This is a genomic window from Vibrio sinensis (genome assembly GCF_003605645.1).
Lineage (GTDB): Bacteria > Pseudomonadota > Gammaproteobacteria > Enterobacterales > Vibrionaceae > Vibrio > Vibrio sinensis.
Window position 1 is genome coordinate 36,428 of record NZ_QVMU01000028.1, and the last position, 21,813, is coordinate 58,240.

Below are 21,813 nucleotides of genomic sequence, written 5' to 3' on the forward strand. Positions count from 1 at the left end.
TATCCTCTCTATTTGCTCTTCTCTATGTTCGGAGTGTTGTAATTGCATCGTTATAAACAAGAAGCCAACAAGCTAATTAAGTTGGCAACCCCCGTGTTGATTGCGTCTGTCGCCCAAACGGGAATGGGATTTGTCGATACAGTCATGGCTGGCGGCGTAAGTGCAACCGACATGGCCGCAGTATCTATTGCGGCGAGTATTTGGTTGCCCTCAATTTTGTTTGGCGTCGGCTTGCTAATGGCGTTAATCCCAATTGTCGCTCAGCTTAATGGTTCTGGTCGTCGTGATAGAATTCCGTTTGAAATTCATCAAGGTATTGCCATGGCTCTGATAATTTCTGTTCCAATTATTATTGTTTTATTCCAAACACAGATAATTCTTGGCTGGATGGATGTAGAGGCTGCCCTTGCGGATAAGAGTATCGGCTATATGAATGCGGTTATGTTTGCCGTACCAGCATACTTACTATTCCAAGCATTGCGTTGCTTTACCGACGGTTTATCCTTAACTAAACCTGCGATGGTTATCGGCTTTGTCGGTTTACTTTGTAACATTCCACTTAACTGGATCTTTGTTTACGGCAAATTTGGACTTCCTGAAATGGGCGGTGTTGGCTGTGGTGTCGCTACGGCAATTGTATATTGGATTATGCTCGCGATGATGTTGGCTTATGTACTAACGGCAAAACGTGTTGCACATATCAACCTATTTGGTACTTTCCACAAGCCAGAATGGCGTTCGCTATCACGCTTATTCAAACTGGGTTTACCTGTTGCTGCTGCGCTATTTTTTGAAGTGACATTATTTGCTGTCGTCTCTTTATTAATCGCACCACTTGGTTCATTGATTGTGGCTTCGCACCAAGTTGCTCTAAACTTTTCATCTCTCATTTTCATGTTACCAATGAGTATCGGTGCAGCCACCAGCATTCGTGTTGGACACCGACTGGGTGAGGGTTCTGTCGAAGAAGCAGCGATTGCATCACGTGTCGGTCTTGGTGTGGCATTCTGCCTTTCACTTGTTACGGCTGCACTGACCATTATTTTCCGTGAGCAGATTGCTTTACTTTATACAGACAACCCAGAAGTGATCAAAATGGCGCTTCAACTATTACTGTTGGCAGCCGTTTATCAATGTACCGATGCGATTCAAGTGGTCGCAGCAGGTGCGTTACGTGGTTACAAAGATATGTCAGCGATTTTCAATCGAACCTTTATCGCCTACTGGATCCTTGGTTTACCATCGGGTTATATTCTTGGTATGACCGATTGGGTCGTAGAACCGATGGGAGCCTATGGATTCTGGATTGGTTTTATCATCGGACTTTCTGCGGCCGCAATCATGCTCGGCCTGCGCATTCGTTGGATGCACCACCAGCCAGAAAGCGTCCAATTTAGTTTTTCAGAAAGATAAACGGATACTCATTGGAGAGTAAAAACTTGGAACTATCGTTCTAAGTAGCTTAAGTAGCATTGAATTGTGATAAAAGGTCAGCATTTGCTGACCTTTTTACATCTAATAACTCACATCAAACTAACCGTTTGAAATCAATTGCGTAAACAATAAAGCGATTCGACTAGTTGGATCGTTCACGCAGATACCGAGCAAATTTAGGCACCCCATTATCTGTGTACCCATTGTGGCGAAAAGTCACGGTCGAACCAATTTCTGGGGGATGTTTGCGCTGATCATCACTAAATCCACTACCAATATAAAACTCTATTCCATTGTCTAGCTTTACCAATAGAGAACCTAGCATTCCTTGATACTTCCCTCGCCCAACTCGATAACCAATGACACGAGCTTCGGCATCATGAAATTTCTTTAACTTTAAAATATCGGTGCTACGCCCGGCTTGATAGCGACTGGTTACCTTTCTCAGCATTACTCCCTCACCAGATTCACCACTCACGTTATCTAAGTAATGAAATAACTCCGCTTCAGACGCTATAGGGGTATGAACCACATATTTTATATGGTCGACATCAATTTGATTTACCGTATGCACAATATTGAAATAACGTTTTCGAAAATCACCTGCGGCATGAGGCATATCAAACAACATAAAAGATATTTTCTTCCACGATTGAGTATGGGGCGTCTTATCTAACACAGTTTGCTGAACGATGTGAAAATTCCCTCTTCCAGCCCATAACTCTCCCTCGACAGGAAAGTTAGGCAGAGCCTCGGTAAACCACTCCGGTGCTATTAGACTTTTTCCACTGCGCGTTTTTAATGCCTTCCCATTCCATATTGCGCGGATTCCATCTAGTTTTTCACTTTTCCAATATTCTGCCGTATTGATCCCGTCCTGATAATTCTTGGCATGCATCAGCGGCATATACTCTTCCGACGTGGCGAATACCGGTTGTGATATTTGTAATGAAAACAAAATACTGCTGGCGACAATTGTCAGACGTATTTGCATCCTTGCGTTCCCAATATTTCAATTTCCCCCAGTTTGCTATATTAATTTTATAAAACAACGGACATATGGTTCGAATAATGAAAAACGAGAAGCGGCATAGCACATAAATGTTACAACAGTGTTACATGCACAGTAATTTAAAACATTACTCTCAATTTGACATTTTCTAATTCTCATTTTGAGAATAGCCACACCACGCTGACTTAAGTAGCTGATTAATTTGAAAATTCAGTTTGGCACGCTATCTGCTCTATTAAGAGAGTTATCACTTAGATTGAGGAAGCACAGATGGAACTACGTAGAATTGACAGCCAAAAGACTCATCTTGTTCTCGTCTTTAATGGCAATTTAGACGCAAATGGAAGCAGAAAAGCTCAGGTTCAATTGGATGAAGTCATTGCAGATCCATCACACAATGACGTTGAAGTCGACTTCAAACATGTGCAATTCCTTGATAGTTCAGGGGTTGGAGCTATCGTTTACTTATACAAACGTTTACTTGAACGTGATCGCAACATGAAAATTAAGAACGTAACGGGACAACCACTCGAGATAATGACTCTTCTACATATAGATCAAGCGATACCGATAAATTCAATTAAACACTAAAACGATAATGATAATAAGGACGTTGGCATGAGGGTAGATAAAAACACGATAATGGTGCTCACTGTTGCGCTATCTCTTATGGCTTGCACTAACTATCCAGACTATGGGACAGGTGGAATTGCAGAACAGTACCCAAATTCTGATTTTTCCCCTGTCATGCCTGATGAACCTCTTGGTCCCGAGCATGGGCTACGCTTCGACTGGCAGTTAACCAAATTACATCTTGATTCATTGATCAGAGAAGGGGCTCGTTGGTGCTTTCCTGCCGCCGTGGTACAAGCATTGGAAAAGCAAAACCGTATCGCCCGTGAATTGGAAGGTGGCCTGCTGTTGGATGCCGCCAATGATCTTGTTATTCAGCGTCGACGATTAACTGAATTGGAATTACAGTTAGATTACGTCACATCTCAAACACGTTGTGTCCCCCCTATCGATCAATATTCATTTCAACAACAACTCGCCATCATTGATCAGCTATACAATTTGCTCAATGTTGATAATCAATTTGCATTCGACTCTATAGAGGTCAACCCTAAATATATGGGGAACCTTGCACAGGCAGCTAACATTCTTCGAGAACACCCAACACTAACTCTCTCTGTGACAGGTCATGCCGATGCTATAGGTGATAATCAATACAATCAAAACTTAGCGATGGGCCGAGCAAAACAAGTCAAACGTTACTTAACTATTTTTGGTTTAGAAACCAACCGTATCCAGACCCAATCTGTAGGTGACGAACTACCTTTATACGAGGGTAATTCTCCCGGTGTACGTTTAACCAACCGACGCGTCAGTATAGAAATTGTTTCTACCGACGAGATCTCCGTTAACAACAGTGTTGGAGGTTATTATGATCAGTAGATTTCTTTTAATTTGCTTTCTAATATTCTCTCCTTTTTCTCTCTTCGCTGAAACAACGTCGGTTGATGAGAATATGCGAGTTCAAGTCGGTGATTTAATCCAAGTTAATTTACCCGGAGAATCATCTCTCAATCGTGGATTCCAAGTGGACAAACGCGGCCGAATCAATCTTCCGGAAGTTGGCCCTTTGTATGTAGCTGGTTATGATGAGGCGCAGTTACAAGAAGCTGTTATCAATGCTCTTGATGATGTATATCGCGATCTCAACTCCGCCTCCGTGTTTATTGCTGAGCAGCAAATTCTTATCTCTGTTCAAGGTTATGTCGAATCTCCTGGAGAATATACCTTAGGAAAAAATGCCGATATTCAAATGGCAATCCATGCAGCTGGCGGCCTACGTTCAGGAGCCCAGTTAAATAACATGTTACTCAAACGCAAAGGCGAACGAATTCCTTTTAACTACAAAGCATTCTTAGATAGCGGTGACGAAACACTGCTACCCAAATTGGAATCATTGGATAGCCTATTTGTACCCGCATCACCGCTGGTTGGTAATGTTGAACAACAGTTTGATGCCAATAAACAAGCGAACTCTGGTGATAGCGCAGACAGTCGCACTGCGATTAAGGTCTTTGGTGAAGTCAACTCACCGGGCTCATTTACTTATAAAGAAAATACTGACCTCGTTGATGTGTTAATGCGCGCAGGTGGTGTGACTCGTTATGCTTCTGTCGAACAAATTCGGGTCATCAGTAACAATACCCCATCACTGTTTAACCTTAAGCGTTATTTAGATACCGGTAATGAAAAACTACTGCCGGAATTGTCTGCAGGTACGACGATTTTCGTCCCCAAACAAGAAGAAGAAATCAAGGCCGGTGCCAACGTTGTCTACATCATGGGTGAAGTCGCCCATCCGGGAGCATATGAGGGTAAAAAAGGCGCCTCTTTCATGGATATTCTCGCTAATGCGGGAGGCCCTACTCGCTATGCAGAATCTCGCCAAATTCGTCTAATTAAAGCAAATGGCAATATTGTTAAATTTGACCTTACGGCATATACCGAAGGCTTGAATAAACAAAGCCCACCGGCAATTCAAGCGGGTGACGCGATATTCATTCCAGAAAAAACTGATATGAATGAAAAGTCATGGTTAAAAATATCTCCAGACCGCGCAGTGAGCGTGATTGGCGAAGTGGTTCGTCCGGGTCGTATCGAATGGTCTGATGAAATGGATTTGATGGATTTACTTGCTCATGTAGGAGGCCCAACATTACGAGCTGACACATCCAAAATAGAAGTGGTGACCAGCGGAGGCAAGTTGCACACTTTCGACTTAGATAAATTTATTCTAAAAGGTGCTCCAATTCAGGAGTTACCAGTGGTGACTGCTGGTTCCATTATTCGTATCCACGATCTACCTCAAGATCCATCAGACAACAAATCGCAATGGGTCCGTCAAAGTTCAGATGCTTCTATCTACGTCTTTGGCCAAGTCAACGCACCGGGTCGCTATCGCTTTACCGAAGATATGCATTTTCTCGATATACTTTCAGCGGCTGATGGGCCTACCAAGGATGCCGATATTCACAACATTCGAATCACTCATCGCGATAAAAGTTACGCACGCGTCAGTAAACTCAACCTTTCGCTCTATTTTGAAACAGGTGATGAGAAACTGCTGCCAAGTGTCACCATGGGCGATACCATCTATATTCCTGAAAAAGACAAGATTTGGCTGGATAATCCAAAAGAAGAAACTGTTCGTGTATTAGGAGCCATTAATAAACCAGGCCGTTATGTATTCGACGACAACATGACCATTCTCGACATATTAGCTGAAGCTGGCGGCCCTAGTAACAATGCCTACCTCGAAAAAATTTCCGTCGTCAACATGTCTTGTTGTCAAGGGCAAGCTCGCACATTCAATCTAATCCAGTTCAGTAAAACCGCCAACATTTACCAACTACCTGTGTTACGAGCTGGGGATACCATTTTTATTCCCGATAGACGCGACAGTTTCATGGAAAAAGCTCGTGTTGGTTTGGAAGATATTCTCCGACTCACGACGACAATTGTTTTAATTGGAGCGCTATGATGACGATTCCAGCAACGCTATTCCCAGTAGAACAGATATTTATGGAAACACAGCAGAAGCAGTGTCGTTCTATTTGTATTACTGCATGCGATACGGGTGACGGTGTAACGTCTGTCGCCACCGCATTGACAGAACGGTTCCTACTCGCGGGATATTCGACATTGCTAGTTGATCTTAACCTCAACAATCCCGCTTTTCATAACAGCGCTTTAGTGCATAAAACTAATGATGAATTAACTCACTGGATAGAACATCATAAGACTCATCATATTTATACTGGCGTTACTGTCCCTAACCAGACCGGCAGTTTAATAGCGTACCGTGACCCTGATTTTTTGAAAAATAATCTGAATAAGTGGTTAGCTACGTATGATCGAATAGTGATAGATACCTCACCTATTCTGCACGCGACAAATGACAATATTCCTGCAAATACCGTTGCTCTCTCTTGTGACGCGGCATTACTTGTGGTTAGAACTGGGCACAACACCAGTTCACAACTAGCGCAAGCCTCTGCCTACCTTGACAACGACCAGATCCAATTACTAGGGACTATTTTAAATACTTATCAACAACCTAGTTTAGGTCAAGAGATGGTCCGTGAGTTAAAACGCATACCCTTTGTTCCTACTCGATGGCGAAAAAAACTCAATCACTATTTACTCAATAGCCCGTTACTCAATTCTCTCGCTTGATTGGGCTCTATTTCTAAAATACTCAACTTAAGATCAATATGGCTATTGCGTGACCGACGTCAATGATTAATACATTTATTCCATAAAGAACAACAACTAATTGAAAGAATTAACCTATTCTTATAACAAGCGAATCAATAAGACCCTAGAAGCGAGCAAGATTTCAAGACTCAAGGGTATAAAAAGGACCTGATATGCATAGCGAACTAGTTAGTGAAGAAGTATTACAACAAATGCTCAAGGATATGGGGCCCGAAATACTTCCTATGCTAATTGATAACTACCTCGAAGAATCCAACACTCGTTTAGCAGCTATTTACCAAGCAATGGATGAGGGCGACTACAAAACATTAGAGTTTGAAAGCCACACTCTTGGGAGTACGGCGCTGGCATTAGGAAATATTCCTCTTGGCCAATTGGCTCGAAAAATTGAGGGTTTATGTCTACAGAATCAAGCACAAGCTACTATTGAGTTAAAACAAGAGCTACTTGATATCGCGCAACCGTCTTTAACTGCGATTCAACAACGTCTTACACAGGGATTTACTTCCCTTTAAATCCAATAATGAACAACAAATCAGTCGCTAGAAAATAACAAGGATGTCGCGAATGAGAACTAAAGTATTGTTAATCGAAGATTCAACATCTCTGGCAATCTTGTATCAACAATATGTAAAGGATCAGGCTTACGATATGTTTCATGTTGAAACAGGAAGAGAAGCCATTGCGTTCATAGAACGCAACATGCCCCAATTGGTGATATTAGATTTAAAATTGCCAGATATGGATGGCGAAGAGATTCTAGATTGGATCACAGAAAATCAAATTCCTACATCTGTCATTGTAGCGACGGCTCACGGTTCCGTTGATATTGCTGTCAACCTGTTACAAAAAGGCGCCAAAGATTTCGTTGAGAAGCCAATTACCGCAGACCGTTTGCGAACATCAATCAACCTACATCTACAGCAAGCAAAATTAGAACACTTAGTTGAGAACATAGAAAATCGTTTTGATCGTCATCATTTTCATGGATTTATCGGTTCAAGCCTCCCGATGCAGGGAGCATACAAAATTATCGATTCCGTTGCTCCTACCAGTGCTAGTGTTTTTATTATAGGTGAAAGTGGGACGGGTAAAGAAGTGTGTGCTGAAGCTATACACAAAGAAAGTCGCCGTCAGAACATGCCATTTGTTGCGATCAATTGTGGCGCAATCCCCAAAGACCTGATGGAGAGTGAGATATTTGGTCATGTAAAAGGGGCGTTTACTGGTGCAACCAATGACCGAAAAGGTGCAGCAACACTCGCGAATGGCGGAACTCTATTCCTCGATGAGCTGTGTGAAATGGATCTTGAAATGCAGAAGAAACTACTGCGTTTCTTACAAACCGGTACTTACACCCCGTTAGGTGCGTCAAAAGAACTTAAAGTTGATGTTCGGATTATTTGTGCCACTAACCGCAACCCGCTATTGGAGGTTGAGGAAGGCCGCTTCAGAGAAGACCTTTACTATCGTGTTCATGTCGTTCCTATCGAAATGCCACCACTGCGTGAACGAGGTAACGATATTGTCATTCTTGCAACACATTTCTTAAAACTGTATGCGCGAGAAGATGGTAAGAAATTCAAAGAGATCAGTAAAGATGCCGAGTCATTATTGAAACGCTATCGATGGCCGGGTAATGTTCGCCAACTACAAAATGTCATTAGAAACATTGTTGTCCTCAATAATGATACAAAACTCAATGCTGAACACTTACCGGCACAAATAACTCAATCCACAGCTAAAAAAACCGTCAGCATTGTGCCAATTCAACGTTCAACACCTGTTCAAACTTCAACACCGTTACAAACTGACTCCGTTGCTTCCGTCGTTGAAGAACGCAATACTCATACTCACTCGCAAGAAGAGCATCGACATCACGAGTACACTGACAAACCAAAAATCCAACCTATGTGGCTAATTGAACGTGAAGCAATTCAGCAAGCGATCGATTATTGCGATGGAAATGTTCTCAATGCCGCTGTTCTACTCGAATTGAGCCCATCAACCGTCTACCGCAAGAAACAAGCCTGGGAAACGGAAGCTGAAGTTGATGAAAAGAAAGCTCATCAATAACGATGTATGGCTAGTCATTGATAGCTTTACACTGGGCGGCATAGAAACCCATGTAGAACAGCTTGCTTCAGGGTTACGCAATGCTAACCAACCGGTCTCTGTTTGGTTAGTAACGCGCTACCCCACTCCCTCGCTATTAGCTGAGCGTCTCGAAGCTCTCTCTATTCCTGTTTACTATATCAACGACAAAAATACTTCTGCGACTCATTTCTATCAGCAGCTTATAAACGAAAAACCACTTGCCGTTCATGCTCATGGATACAAAGCGAGCTTACTAACCAAAATAGTGTGCTTGTTTACTTCAACACCACAAATTACAACTTATCACGCAGGCGAAACGCCTCAAGGGCGAGTCCGATTATATGACTGGTTCGATCGCTATAGCGCATTATTATCTAAGCGCTCTATTGCTGTTAGTGACAAGATCAGCAAGAAATTACCGGTTGTACCACTTAGGTTTAATAACTTTATCGAAACGAGCGATATAGAGCCATCACTTGGTCATCAAATCGCTTTCGTTGGGAGAGTTAGCCATGAAAAAGCGCCCGATCGATTTAAACAGCTATCAATTGATTTACCTAAATTGGACTTTCACATTTATGGCGATGGGCCATTGGTACGAAAAATCATTAGCCAGTCACCCAACAATCTCTTTTTTCACGGTTACCAAAACGACATGGCCGAGACATGGAATAGCATTGGTGTTTTAGTGATTTGCTCGCGCTATGAGGGATTACCATTAACCGCATTAGAAGCGATGGCACGAGGAATCATTGTTATTGCTACCGATGTAGGAGATCTATCGCGCCTAATTCAAAATGGTCACAATGGTTTTTTGGTTAAGTCATCACAGCAAATTGCTCACAAGTTGAATTACTTTTTTTCATTGTCTCATTCAGTCCAAACTCGGTTACGTGAAAATGCTCGCAAAACCATTAACGCCCGTTTTTCAACTGATTCAGTTATGCCTAATTTGATACGAATTTATCGCAATATGAGAGCGCAGAATCATTCTCAATTTAAAAAAAATACGCTATAGACAGATTAATTAACTACAAATCAACATCTTAAATATAAATTCATTCTGGCATCGACTTTGCGTTACTCCCTGTAAGTACAAAAATATCAGGGGCTAGTTATGCAAAATATTCAAAATATTCTTTTTGTGCACTTTGGCAAAGATTGGGTTCGTGGCAGTGAACGCTGCTTATTGGATTTAATCGACCAGCTTGATCGCTCAAAGTACCGTCCTCACGTATGGACTAATTCTCCCGCTCTACATTCCCAACTATCGTTGCAACAAATACCATCTATTTTGAGTCCTTTCACCATCTTATTTGGCTGGCAAAAGCCAAGGTTCAATATTCTCAACTGGTTTAAACAAGTGCTGCGCGGAAGAAAATTGGTTAATACGCTAAATATTGACCTTATCCATGTTAATAGCGGTGCGCCCAATCAGTGGATGACAATGGTAGCAAAAATCTCGGGCATTCCACTCGTCACGCATTTGCATTGCGACTATCTGGCTCGTGATCGATTAACGCTTGGTCTCCACTTTTCACCGCATATCATTACCGCTAGTGAAGCCATATCTCGCTCTTTGCTTCAAGACGGCTACAAAAAAAACAAACTTTCCGTTGTCCACAATGGTATTGATACCCAACGATTGCAGTCCCAACCCGCTATCGATACAAAAAGCAGACTCGGCATAAAGCCTGACTCTTTCCTATTTGCAACGGTAGGGTCTCTGATCACACGAAAAGGTATCGATAGAATCATGCTAGCATTACGCCACCTAGCCTTTGAATATCCAGATTGCCATCTATTGGTGATTGGCGACGGGGAGGAAAAAGACAATCTGAATAAATACTGCAAAACCCTCCATTTACAAAGCCGAGTTCACTTCATCGGAGAACAAGACAATGTTATTGGTTGGCTCAAAGGGTGTGACGTTTTTGTCAGTGGAGCCCGAGAAGAAGCATTCGGCCTTGTTATTGCAGAAGCAAGCGTAGCTAGCATTCCTATAGTGGCCCCTTATGAGGGAGGTATTCCTGAGATCGTCAATCATGGCGAACACGCTCTGCTTTATCCAAATCAAGGCTACGCACCAATGCTCAAAATGATGCGCGCGCTCGCCGACCGACCCGAACTAGGACATAGGTTAGCAATAAATGCGAGGAACCACATTGAATCTCATTTCACGGTTCAACGCTATGCTGATCAAATCCAATCCATTTATAAACAGATGTTAACTCGAAAACCCAGTGTGCGCTTTTCGATGACTTGCCTTATTGGTCTCGCAAAAGGATTCGTTAATCGAAAATGGACTCTAGGAGTAAAATAATGAACAACACTACGAACTCAATACAAGGTTTATTATTTGATCCTATCTCATTTAAAGGGGGATCAAAAATCGCCACAAGTGAAGCGCTCTCTTTATGTCATCATCACAACATCACATTTACCATATTGACAGTTAACCCTGAATACTGGAAAACCAGTCGTTTAGTACAACAGCAAAATGCCACCATTAAAGTTATTCCAGATTTTGCATGGTTCTCCAAGCAACAATACGGATTAAACTACTGGTTTAGTCAATGCTACTTCGCGCTGTTGGTGATGATAACTTGCTTACGAACATATCCCATTCAAGTAGCTATTGGCGCTTCAGGCCCCGGTGTTGATATGCCACTATATTTAGTCCAAAGAGCGTTTGGCTACAAAATTATCCAATTTATACATGGAAATGTCGCCATTTCGCGATCAATCGGATGGTGTCTAACACGAGCTGATCATGTTTTTTATCTTCCATCAACTCGTGCCAGTCTTCAATATTCCCTTGAACGATATCTGACTAGAAAGGTTGGTATTGAGGATTGTCTAGCGATGTGCGAATACTACCTACAAGCCCCCCACTATCACTCTTTTGTCAATGGTCTACCTCAAAGTGCCTGGCCCTCTCGATCACAAACCAAAACTCCAGTCTGTTTTTGGGCTGCCTCACTACTTAAGTGGAAAGGGCTCGACCTGTTTCTAGATTCGCTGCGTATCGCCAATCAACTCATGCCGGTTGTAACCAATATTTGTTATATTCAACCCGATGACACCGCTCTACCCGTGTCCCAAGCCCCCATCAATATTGCGAATGTACTTTGGTTCCAAGATCCGCCCGAATTGGACTCAATTAGACAACGCAGCAATATTTATGTATCCACTAGTCATCATGAACCTTTTGGTTTATCTATTTTAGAAGCACTAGCCGCTGGTATGTGTGTCATCATTCCAAACGATGGTGCCTATTGGGATGGTGAGCTTCAACATGGAGTCAATTGTATTAAATACGCGCCAAATGACCCGCAATCACTCGCTTCTGCCATTCTTTATGTCTTTGCCAATTCTCATGTTATTGAGGAACTCGGGTTGGCAGCAATTAAGTTAGCTGATACATATCGCGCCGACGTCACGTATCAGGAGTTCAACCAATTGTTAGTTACTTTAGCTGATGTGAATAAAACGGATGTAAAACAGACGGTGAGAGATCCGCAATGAAATGCCGATCAAAACCATTAAATAACATGTTTATTTATGCGATTAGCCTGTTCTTGATGAAAGGTGGAGCATTGCTTGTTTTACCTTTAATTGCGCACTTTTTATCTCCGCAACAAGTGGGCACATTAGAGTTACTCGCAACAGCCACCATCTTTTTCAGCTTGTTAGTTGGACTTGCAATGCACGAAAACTTATATCGTTTCATTGGCACAGAAACTGACCTCAATATAAGACATCAGCGAACTGGACAACTCTATAGCTCGGCCCTTTTTATCTCTGTTGGATTAGCGATTCTTTTTAGTGTTATCGTCTTACTGCTGCATCAAGACTCGTGGTTACTCTCTGTTGAACAACTCTTAATCATTGCGCTGATTATTAGTTATGAAAGCGCACTGGCTATAAACTTAGCTTGGCTACGATTACAGGATAACGCGATGGTTTTTTTGAAAATCAGTGTTGTTTCGGTGCTAATACAGCTTGGCTTAATCGTACCTGCTCTCATTTATACGCCTAATGTCACCATCGTCTTTGCCATTGGCGCATCAGTAACACTGTTTCAATTTATAGTGTTACATATCTATAACGGATTTCGCATACAATTTTGTACTCAAGAACAGCTTAGCCGCTATGTTCGTTATTCATGCCCGCTAATGCTTTCTACGTTGGTTGCATTTGGCCTCAGTGGCGCAGAACGATGGATTATCGCCAGTGGTAATGATTTAGCCACGCTCGGACAATACGCCATTGCAGCAAAATTTGCTTTAGCAATCGGGCTGCTACTCCAACCTTTTCATATGTGGTGGATGCCCAAACGGTTTGAAGCGCTTAAATCACTTGGTCATTCTAAGACCGCAGAAATCACTATTAATGGGTTTGCCTATTTATGTGTTTTGGTGGTCACTATTGTGTGGGCATCAAAATTATTTATCGTCCTAGGCCTCCCCACTGTCTATCTTCTTTCAACTCAATTAGTCATCATAACAAGCCTAATTATGCTGTTTAAAGAGATGGTTGAACTCGCTAACATTGGGATTTTATATGCGAAACAAACACAATCGCTTTTCTATATTAATATTTTCATAACCAGCTGTACTTTTCTCGCTTGTTGGTTCTATTTAGATAGTGGTATTTGGGCAATTCTTATCATTCTTCTTATCGCTCAAATTATCCGTTTCTGTTTCATTTTGCGATTAAGTCAATCTTTATTACCCCTGCCTTATCAATACACAAAAATTACACCATTTTTATTGCTAACATGCGCAATGGTCCTTTCAAGTATTAATGTCACCTCTGCTGTCCATCTTTTCGTCATGTTATTGCTTCAACCGGTTATTCTTACAATCGTCGCAACTAGACTTCAGCTAGTGTCATTGCCCAAAATTTCCGTTTCAATGCTGCTTCAACGGATTAAAGCACGATGAGTTTGACCACTAGACCACTCACCATTTGTGGATTATTTGCTCTATCGGGCATATTAACTGCGGTTTGGACTATTTTCCCTGAGCCGTATTTAATTCTCATACCTTGCTTGCTCCCTTTAGCAATTCTCTTTCTTCTAAACCAAACATTTTGGCTCGTCAGCCTGTTTGTTATTTTCTCATTTTTCCGGATTCACGAAGCATTTCCGATGATCTACTCATTCAAGCTTCCATTCTTATTATCTCTGGGGGCGCTAAGTGCCCTAAGCTGGCATGTGCTGATTAGTCAGGAGTTAAAACCCTTTTGGCACCCAAGTTTGACTTGGCTATCTCTATTCTGGTTTTTGGTTTTTATTGGTATCTTCTTTGCGTCTAACCCGTCACTGGCAATTGCCAAGTTCAGCTCTGTTTATTGGAAAATCATTATCATGACATTCGCCATTACCTGGCTGGTTGATAGTGAGCTGACGATTAAACGCATATCACTCATGATTGTGATAGCCGGAATACTTATTTCTACAGTAGCTCTTTATAACTCCGCTAATGGGATCGGTTTAGTCGAGGGAACTCGTGTCACCATTGGACGAAACTTAGAGTCGGTGTTGGGAGATCCCAACGACCTTTCTTTGGTTCTAATGTTTCCTTTGGCTTTTGCGATTAGCTTATTTTTAACAAAGAATATAGGGATGGCCCGTTTACTCGGCTTAGTATGCTTGGTGTGTGCCATGATGGCCGTTATCGCGACACAAAGTCGCGGTGGGCTGCTCGGTTCATTAGCGATTTTTGCCGTTTTTGGACAAAAGTACATCCGTTCCAAATTTTTGCTATTGCTTATCGGCACTATCGCTTCCTTGGTTCTCTTTTACGCTGCTGGTATCGCCGATAGACAGTCAGGGGGGGCCGATGAAGAGGGGCTTGGTGCTTCAGCAATGGGACGATTGTATGCATGGGAAGCTGCATTCAATATGGCGGTTGAAAATCCATTAACTGGCGTAGGGTTAGACAACTTTTTTGCAAACTATTTCTTTTTCAGCCCTCATTGGGATGGGCTCAATCATGCGGTACACAGTACATGGTTTGGTGTACTTGCTGAAACTGGTTTCCTTGGCTTAGTTATTTTCGTCATTGCGACTGTTTCTCTGCTGATCACTAGTCTAAAAACACTACGTACTCTCAACAAAAATCCTCAATTTTATTCCCCCTATCTTATGGCCGCTGGAAATGCTGTTTTTGCTGGCTTAATAGGAACTAACGTGTCTGGAACTTTTCTGACTCAAGGGTTCACATGGCCCATATATATCCTCGCTGCACTATGTATTGCGTTATCCCGTATCGTTCAAATCTATTCTCAAAATGAGAAGCAAAATACGCCACCTAACACGGGATAATCTATCACATTGATTTTTAAGAATTTATACTTTGGCACGTAACCTGTACTGATCATGAGTAATACTATATTCAGTTGAGGTTGTACGATGATAGAAAATTACATTAATCAACTTAAAATTCATCTCAAAAACAGCCGAAATCCACGCTCCCAACAGCTATTTCGCATTTTGAAACGCATTCGGGCTTGTGATTTGCCAACTCCTCACTGGTACAATCGCTTTTTCTATCTACTAACGCGCGCCACTACTCAGTTATGGAGCAACCTACTCCGCGTGCTAATTTTCACCCCCGCGTTTAAAGGTCGGCTCAATCATTACGGTAAAGGTCTCTATCTATTCGGTGGCCTACCTTTCATTTCTGGCCCGCTATCTATTACCGTCGGCAATGACTGCCGCATATCGGGACAAACCACATTCAGTGGCAGAGCTCAATGTGAATACCCCCAACTAATTATTGGTAATAATGTCGATATCGGATGGCAAAACACATTAGCGGTCGGTCGAAAAATTGTCATTGGCAATAATGTTCGCTTAGCTGGGTCTGTCTTCATGTTCGGCTACTCCGGTCACTCTATCGATGCGAATCAAAGAGCTATTGGTGCTGGTGATGATGAGCAAGACGTGGGCGATATCATTCTAGAACGCAATGTGTGGGTTGGAACAAATGTCACTATCTGTCCCAATGTCACTGTCGGTGAGGGTACTATTATTGGTGCAGCAAGCGTTGTAACAAAAAGCCTCCCCCCTTTCGTTATCGCCGCAGGAAACCCAGCAAAAATCATTCGCCATCTTGAACCATCCACTAACCATAACGACGTAACCAATAATAAGGGGGGCGACTATGCGTGATCTCATTGTTTTTGGAGAAGATTTTGGTGGGCTACCATCGAGTACTCAACATTTAGTTAAGCACCTAGCTAAAGATAGAAAAGTTATTTGGGTCAACTCAATTGGGTTGCGTCAACCTAGGCTTAATCAACATGATATCCAAAGGGCATTTTCTAAATTGTTCGGCCAGTCCAAGCAAGGTCTTAGCAATCAACCTACCGCGTATGAAAATATCACCGTGGTGAATATTCGGACCATACCTGCACCAAAATCTCGTTTTGCCCGTGAAGTCGCGAAATCAATGATGTTACATCAGTTATTGCCGATCCTAAAACAACACAACATTGAAAAGCCTATTTTATGGGCTTCCTTGCCTACGGTCGCTGACCTGTGTGGCAGCCTCGATGAAGCGGGTGTCGTCTACTATTGTGGCGATGACTTTTCTGCACTTGAGGGGGTCGATCATGATGTTGTTTCCCAACATGAAAATGACTTAGTCAAAAAATCGAACTTAATTTTTAGTTCGAGCAAAAATTTGTGTCACAAATTCCCAAAAAGCAAAACTCAATTTCTTCCACACGGTGTCGACTTTGAGCTCTTTAGTGAACCGGCGCCTCGTGCCGATGATCTCCCTAAAGGAGGCAAACCGATAGCTGGTTTCTACGGTAGTTTATCTAGCTGGATCGATTATCAAATGATCAATCATGTTTGTTTACGCATGCCTCACTGGGAGTTTGTTTTTATCGGCCCTAACGAACTACCTTATTATCCGCTTCCGCTACTTAATAACATTCATTATATTGGTCCAAAACCTCATCACGAGCTGCCTAAGTACAGCCAACACTGGCACGCTAGCTTATTGCCGTTCAAAGCAAATAAACAAATTGAAGCATGTAATCCCCTAAAGTTAATGGAATACCTCGCTTCGGGCACGCCTATTATTGCAACGCCCTTTCCCGCTCTAAAACCATTTGAAAAACATGTCAATGTCGTCGAAACACCACAAGAAATGGCCGAAGCACTGAATTTAGCGACATACCAGCCTCGTCTACCTAAAGACTTAGTTCGATCACATAGCTGGAATGCTCGAAGTCAATTAGTCAGTTGGATGTTGGACTCACTATGAACAACTTAAAAGTTAGGATCATAGCTCTACTTAATGCAGCTTGGCGTCAGCGATACATTATTGTATTGCCTATGCTGACGCTCTCTTTAGGTGGATATATTGTGGGGAAAATCTCTCCTCCCACTTACGTTGCTCATACCAGTATGCTGATTCAAGAAACCGCAAAAATGAATCCATTTCTGGAAGATATCGCTGTCTCGACCATGTTAAAAGAACGTTTGAACGCATTAAGCACCTTGCTCAAAAGTCGTCATGTATTGAAGTCAGTGGCTTTTGAGCAAGGACTTTTAAGCAAAGAGATGGATCCAGAAGCAATGGAAGCAATCATCAGAGAACTTTCTTCCAATCTAACCGTGACCCAACCTGGCAAAGATTTCTTAAAAATAGAGCTTAAATCATACCGTCCCGATGGTATGAAAGAGTTACTTGAATCGATCAGTGAGCATTTTATTGAACAGGTACTTGCTCCGGAGCGTTCTTCAATAAAAGACTCTAGTGAGTTTCTCAACATTCATATTGCAAAACGACAAGCAGAGCTGGAAGTTTCCGAAATCGCACTTGCTCAATACAATAATAAACACTCATCAGTAACACCTGAAATGCAGAGCCAAAGCTTAACGCGGCTTGCCGCGCTGAAGCAGTCACTTGCAGAAAAAGAAGCCGAACTATCTGGGGTTAAAAAAAGCCTTGGTAGCCTAGATGAGCAATTATCAAAAACTAACCCCGTGATTGGTAAAATAGAAGATCAAATCATTGAAATACGCAGTGAACTAACACTGTTACAAGCCAAATACACCGATAATCACAGCTCTGTCCAAGCAAAAAAACGCGAGCTTCGTCGATTGGAAAGTGAACGAACGTTATTGCTCAATAATGAGCAACCAGAAATTACCAGTGACCAGTTATGGGATATTGCAAGTAGCAACACGCTTTCTGATATCACCGAAGTTCAGCCATTACTTGTCACGCAGTTGCATAGTTTACAAATGGTCAGAGGGCGCTATGAATCACTTAATGAAGAGACCAAAAGTCTACGCCGCATGATCAAAAACTTAGAGGTTCAGGCCCAAACCTTTGGTGATAACAGTAAAGAACTGGCGCAGTTAGTGCGAGATGTAACCATAAAACGCCAACTCTACGATGAATTAACCGAACGTTATGAAATGGCACAATTGACAGGCTCACTTGGTTTATTTGAACAAAATAAACGGGTGAAGATTATCGATCTTCCTTTTACGCCGAGTATTCCATCTAACTTCCCTATTATCTTATTTGTTGTAGCTGGATTTATTGCGGGTACGGCGTTAGGTATTGGTATTGCTACATTAATTGAGTTATTTGACTCTAGAGTGCGCACCAAAGCAGAAATTGAAGATCTCGTTAATGCTCCCATCATTTGTACTATTCCAAAACTTGATTCGTCCAATGCAGAATAAGATTCAAAATAAGAATTTGTTTTATCACGCACCAACCAATCATTTAAGCGATTGTAATTATGAGCAATTATCATTGGCACAAGCTATGCAGTACGACCTATGAAACATGCTCTCTGAAACACAAGTAATAGTGATATTCCCAAAGATTTTGAGGTTTCTACGATGGTGAAACGAGAACGAGAAACAACACTGATTATCCACATTGTTCAGCACCTATGTCCTGGCGGCATCGAGACACTTGCTCTCAATATGCTTAACCATGCGTTGACTGAACAGAAGATCATCATCGTAAGTTTAGAAGGTGAAAAACAGCATGCTCTAGAGCAATGGCCAACCCTTAACAACAACAAAAATCAGATCATCTTTCTCAACAAGCCCGCTTCAATCTCAACGAGAACCTTATTTCAATTGCAGAGACTGTTCACACAACTAAAACCCGATGTCGTTCATACCCATCACATCGGCCCCCTTCTTTACGGTGGACTCGCGGCTAAACGTTCGCACGTCCCAGTTCATATTCACACCGAGCACGATGCGTGGCATCTTGAAAACCGAAAAAATGCATGGCTACAATCCAATCTGCTTCGTTTTATCCGCCCGAAAGTCGTCGCCGATGCTGACCTAGTTCGTGAACAGCTTTCTCGACACACTCAATATTCTGACATTATTGTGATTAAAAATGGGATTGATTGCCAAAAGTTTACGCCAAAACAACCGCAACCAGCACGCACACGCTTTAACTTACCAATCAATAAAATACTAATTGGTGCCGCTGGTCGATTAGAAACCGTCAAAGGCCATGACATACTTTTACAAAGCGTCGCCAAACTACCCAAATCGTATTGCCTTGCAATTGCCGGTATCGGCTCACAAGCAGACAAACTACGTCAACAAGCAGAACAACTAAATATTAGCGATAGAGTCTTTTTCCTCGGCTTAGTCGAAGATATGCCCAGCTTTTATCAGTCACTAGACTTATTTTGCCTACCATCTCGTTACGAAGGGTTCCCACTTTCCCCGCTGGAAGCTCAATCCTGCGACGTCATAACACTTGTCACCAATGTGGGTGCCAGCAAAGAAACCTTGTGCCCTATCACTGGTGGATGTGCGAAAGCGGATGATCCTGACTCTCTTGCCGAACACATCGTTCGCTTAACTGAGCAAAAAAAAATGACATCACCCCGTCAATTTGTCTTAGAAAATAACAGCATTCAGCAAATGGTTTCGGCTTATAACGATTTAGTTTGTGACAGCTTAGCTTGTAACGACCTAGCTTATAACGACTGAGCAAAAGGAGCATATTTTGAATGATATCGTCTTAGTCGCCATCTTGTGTATTTGCGGCTCACTGATTGTCTATCATCATGTGGGTTATCCGCTGTTACTGAAATGGTATGCTCGGCAACATCCAATACAAGCTAAGGAACATCAGCCAAGGTGCTACAAAAAATCTCGAGCCGATAGAGCTTATCCGTCAATCACGATTCTGGTTCCTGCTTACAATGAACAGCAATGGATCGCAGAAAAGCTTCGCAACTTAGCGGCATTAGACTACCCAAGAAAGCGTCTCAAGGTATTGGTCATATGTGATGGCTGTACCGACGATACTGTAGCCATCGCACAACAAACCATACAAGAGGCGATTTGCGCGGACAGACACTTTGAAATTCGGGATTATTCCACAAACCGAGGAAAAGTCGCCGTTATTAATGAACAGATGCTAACGATTAAATCAGATATTACCGCTATGACGGATGTCTCGGCGTTGCTGGCTATTGATGCTCTGCTTATTGCTGCTAAACATTTTCAGAACCCTCGTACTGGGGTACTAAACAGTCGTTACCAATTACTCAACCAACAAAATATTGGTGAAGCCCAATATTGGCAATTTCAAAATGCTTTACAAGCTGACGAGGCCTGCTTTGGCGCTTCAATTGGAGCCCACGGCGCACTCTATTTTTTCAGAACACACCTTTTTACTCCATTGAGCGACAACACCATAAACGATGATTTTGTTATTCCTATGGACATTGTAAGGCAAGGCTATATCGCTGAATACGATAAAAACTTGGTGGCGATAGAACTTGAACCGACCAACTCATCAAACGATTTTAAACGTCGGCTCCGTATCTCAGCGGGTAACATGCAACAAGCGATTCAATTATCGGATCTCTTTTTACCTCGTTACAAACAAGTCGCGTTTGCATTTTTATCAGGGAAAGGCCTGCGCTTAGCAACGCCATACCTGATGATCCTATGTTTAATCACCAACATATTACTTTCTCATTATTGGTTTTTTACTGCGACGTTATTACTTCAATTAGCGGTCTATGCTATCGGTATATTCAGCTATCTATTTCCGTCTATTTTTCATCACAAACTTTGTCAAATGATGATGTATCTCATCACTGGTCACTATGCCAATCTGGTCGGCGGCCTACGCTACCTATTGGGGCTGGAAAACGGCAAATGGCAGCGTATTCAACGTTAAGGATATTGATATGAATTTTACTTCGACTTTTACTTATCCATGGCTGGCCAAGCGCACGTTTGACATCATCATTTCACTCATCGCCTTGGTCGCGTTTTTACCTTTCTTTCCTCTGATTGCTGCTGCAATAAAAATAAGCTCTACGGGGCCAATTTTTTATAAACAGCAGCGAGTAGGAAAATCGACCCCTGATCGCATGGAGTTTTTCGACATTATTAAATTTCGCACCATGTATCAAGATGCCGAAACCTTATCCGGTGCAGTATGGGCGACTCAAAATGACCCAAGAATTACCCCCGTCGGTCGCTTTCTGAGAAAAACCCGATTGGATGAAATTCCTCAGCTCTTTAATGTGGTAAAAGGCGATATGTCGTTAATCGGCCCACGACCAGAACGTCCAAGTTTTTACAACAAACTCGAAAATGAAATCCCTTATTTTGCTGATAGGACTTATGGTGTTATGCCGGGCATCACCGGACTTGCGCAAGTAAACCAAGGTTATGACACCTGCATTGATGATGTCCGTCGCAAAGTAGGCTTTGATCACAGTTATGCCCTATCGCTACGCTCTTTTAAAACTTGGCTTATGATGGATTGTTCAATTATCACCCGTACCATCATCGTTATGTTTGATGGCAGGGGGCGCTAAAGCCCAAGATAAAATCCTATCCGTAGTGATGTAGTGCACGTTTTTACTATCGCTACGGATAAAATCCGTCCAAACCGAACAGATGTTCAGCAAACAGTAAAAAATCCAATAATTTA

General features: G+C 42.2%; 19 protein-coding genes. 18 read left to right on the forward strand and 1 reads right to left on the reverse strand.

The window, feature by feature from the left end:
* Nucleotides 1–42 precede the first annotated feature (42 nt).
* On the forward strand, nucleotides 43–1,413 hold the full coding sequence (locus DZ860_RS20260) for an MATE family efflux transporter (protein ID WP_120034764.1): 1,371 nt from the start codon (nucleotides 43–45) through the stop codon (nucleotides 1,411–1,413).
* Nucleotides 1,414–1,576: 163 nt separating this feature from the next.
* On the opposite strand, the gene DZ860_RS20265 is transcribed toward DZ860_RS20260, so the two are convergent.
* The gene (locus DZ860_RS20265) at nucleotides 1,577–2,428 is read right to left on the reverse strand and encodes a DNA ligase (protein WP_120034765.1); all 852 of its coding nucleotides are present in this window, start codon (nucleotides 2,426–2,428) and stop codon (nucleotides 1,577–1,579) included.
* Nucleotides 2,429–2,716: 288 nt separating this feature from the next.
* Here DZ860_RS20265 and DZ860_RS20270 point away from each other — a divergent pair, with 288 nt between their 5' ends.
* From DZ860_RS20270 to DZ860_RS20350, 17 genes are all read left to right on the forward strand, one after another.
* On the forward strand, nucleotides 2,717–3,037 hold the full coding sequence (locus DZ860_RS20270) for an STAS domain-containing protein (protein WP_120034767.1): 321 nt from the start codon (nucleotides 2,717–2,719) through the stop codon (nucleotides 3,035–3,037).
* A 27-nt stretch (nucleotides 3,038–3,064) separates the two neighbouring features.
* Complete coding sequence (locus tag DZ860_RS20275) at nucleotides 3,065–3,901, forward strand: OmpA family protein (RefSeq protein ID WP_120034769.1); 837 nt, start codon at nucleotides 3,065–3,067, stop codon at nucleotides 3,899–3,901.
* Complete coding sequence (locus DZ860_RS20280; RefSeq protein WP_120034771.1) at nucleotides 3,891–5,999, forward strand: SLBB domain-containing protein; 2,109 nt, start codon at nucleotides 3,891–3,893, stop codon at nucleotides 5,997–5,999. Before DZ860_RS20275 ends, DZ860_RS20280 begins: the two co-directional genes overlap by 11 nt.
* On the forward strand, nucleotides 5,996–6,694 hold the full coding sequence (locus DZ860_RS20285) for an AAA family ATPase (protein WP_243641895.1): 699 nt from the start codon (nucleotides 5,996–5,998) through the stop codon (nucleotides 6,692–6,694). The genes DZ860_RS20280 and DZ860_RS20285 overlap by 4 nt, the downstream gene beginning before the upstream one ends.
* A gap of 194 nt (nucleotides 6,695–6,888) precedes the next feature.
* Nucleotides 6,889–7,251 carry an Hpt domain-containing protein gene (locus DZ860_RS20290; RefSeq protein WP_120034775.1) on the forward strand — a complete coding sequence of 121 codons (363 nt, stop codon included), beginning with the start codon at nucleotides 6,889–6,891 and terminating at the stop codon, nucleotides 7,249–7,251.
* 52 nt (nucleotides 7,252–7,303) lie between these two features.
* Complete coding sequence (locus DZ860_RS20295; RefSeq protein WP_120034777.1) at nucleotides 7,304–8,812, forward strand: sigma-54-dependent transcriptional regulator; 1,509 nt, start codon at nucleotides 7,304–7,306, stop codon at nucleotides 8,810–8,812.
* Nucleotides 8,790–9,851: a glycosyltransferase family 4 protein gene (locus tag DZ860_RS20300; protein WP_120034779.1), complete on the forward strand. Its 1,062-nt coding sequence runs from the start codon at nucleotides 8,790–8,792 to the stop codon at nucleotides 9,849–9,851. The genes DZ860_RS20295 and DZ860_RS20300 overlap by 23 nt, the downstream gene beginning before the upstream one ends.
* 99 nt (nucleotides 9,852–9,950) lie before the next feature.
* A complete protein-coding gene (locus DZ860_RS20305; RefSeq protein ID WP_120034781.1) occupies nucleotides 9,951–11,156 on the forward strand; it encodes a glycosyltransferase in 1,206 nt (401 codons plus the stop codon).
* Complete coding sequence (locus DZ860_RS20310; RefSeq protein ID WP_120034783.1) at nucleotides 11,156–12,361, forward strand: glycosyltransferase family 4 protein; 1,206 nt, start codon at nucleotides 11,156–11,158, stop codon at nucleotides 12,359–12,361. Before DZ860_RS20305 ends, DZ860_RS20310 begins: the two co-directional genes overlap by 1 nt.
* Complete coding sequence (locus DZ860_RS20315) at nucleotides 12,358–13,782, forward strand: lipopolysaccharide biosynthesis protein (RefSeq protein ID WP_120034785.1); 1,425 nt, start codon at nucleotides 12,358–12,360, stop codon at nucleotides 13,780–13,782. Before DZ860_RS20310 ends, DZ860_RS20315 begins: the two co-directional genes overlap by 4 nt.
* Complete coding sequence (locus DZ860_RS20320; RefSeq protein WP_120034787.1) at nucleotides 13,779–15,167, forward strand: O-antigen ligase family protein; 1,389 nt, start codon at nucleotides 13,779–13,781, stop codon at nucleotides 15,165–15,167. The genes DZ860_RS20315 and DZ860_RS20320 overlap by 4 nt, the downstream gene beginning before the upstream one ends.
* An 87-nt stretch (nucleotides 15,168–15,254) precedes the next feature.
* Nucleotides 15,255–16,016 (forward strand): acyltransferase, encoded by a 762-nt coding sequence (locus DZ860_RS20325; RefSeq protein WP_120034789.1) that lies wholly within the window; start codon nucleotides 15,255–15,257, stop codon nucleotides 16,014–16,016.
* Nucleotides 16,009–17,121 carry a glycosyltransferase gene (locus DZ860_RS20330; protein ID WP_120034791.1) on the forward strand — a complete coding sequence of 371 codons (1,113 nt, stop codon included), beginning with the start codon at nucleotides 16,009–16,011 and terminating at the stop codon, nucleotides 17,119–17,121. Before DZ860_RS20325 ends, DZ860_RS20330 begins: the two co-directional genes overlap by 8 nt.
* Nucleotides 17,118–18,557, forward strand: coding sequence for a GumC family protein (locus DZ860_RS20335; RefSeq protein ID WP_120034793.1), 1,440 nt, complete (start codon nucleotides 17,118–17,120; stop codon nucleotides 18,555–18,557). The genes DZ860_RS20330 and DZ860_RS20335 overlap by 4 nt, the downstream gene beginning before the upstream one ends.
* A gap of 162 nt (nucleotides 18,558–18,719) precedes the next feature.
* Nucleotides 18,720–19,844, forward strand: a complete 1,125-nt coding sequence (locus DZ860_RS20340; protein ID WP_120034795.1) for a glycosyltransferase — start codon at nucleotides 18,720–18,722, stop codon at nucleotides 19,842–19,844.
* A 16-nt stretch (nucleotides 19,845–19,860) separates the two neighbouring features.
* Nucleotides 19,861–21,048, forward strand: coding sequence for a glycosyltransferase family 2 protein (locus DZ860_RS20345; protein ID WP_120034796.1), 1,188 nt, complete (start codon nucleotides 19,861–19,863; stop codon nucleotides 21,046–21,048).
* Nucleotides 21,049–21,058: 10 nt separating this feature from the next.
* Complete coding sequence (locus DZ860_RS20350) at nucleotides 21,059–21,697, forward strand: sugar transferase (protein ID WP_120034798.1); 639 nt, start codon at nucleotides 21,059–21,061, stop codon at nucleotides 21,695–21,697.
* The last annotated feature ends 116 nt before the right edge of the window (nucleotides 21,698–21,813 follow it).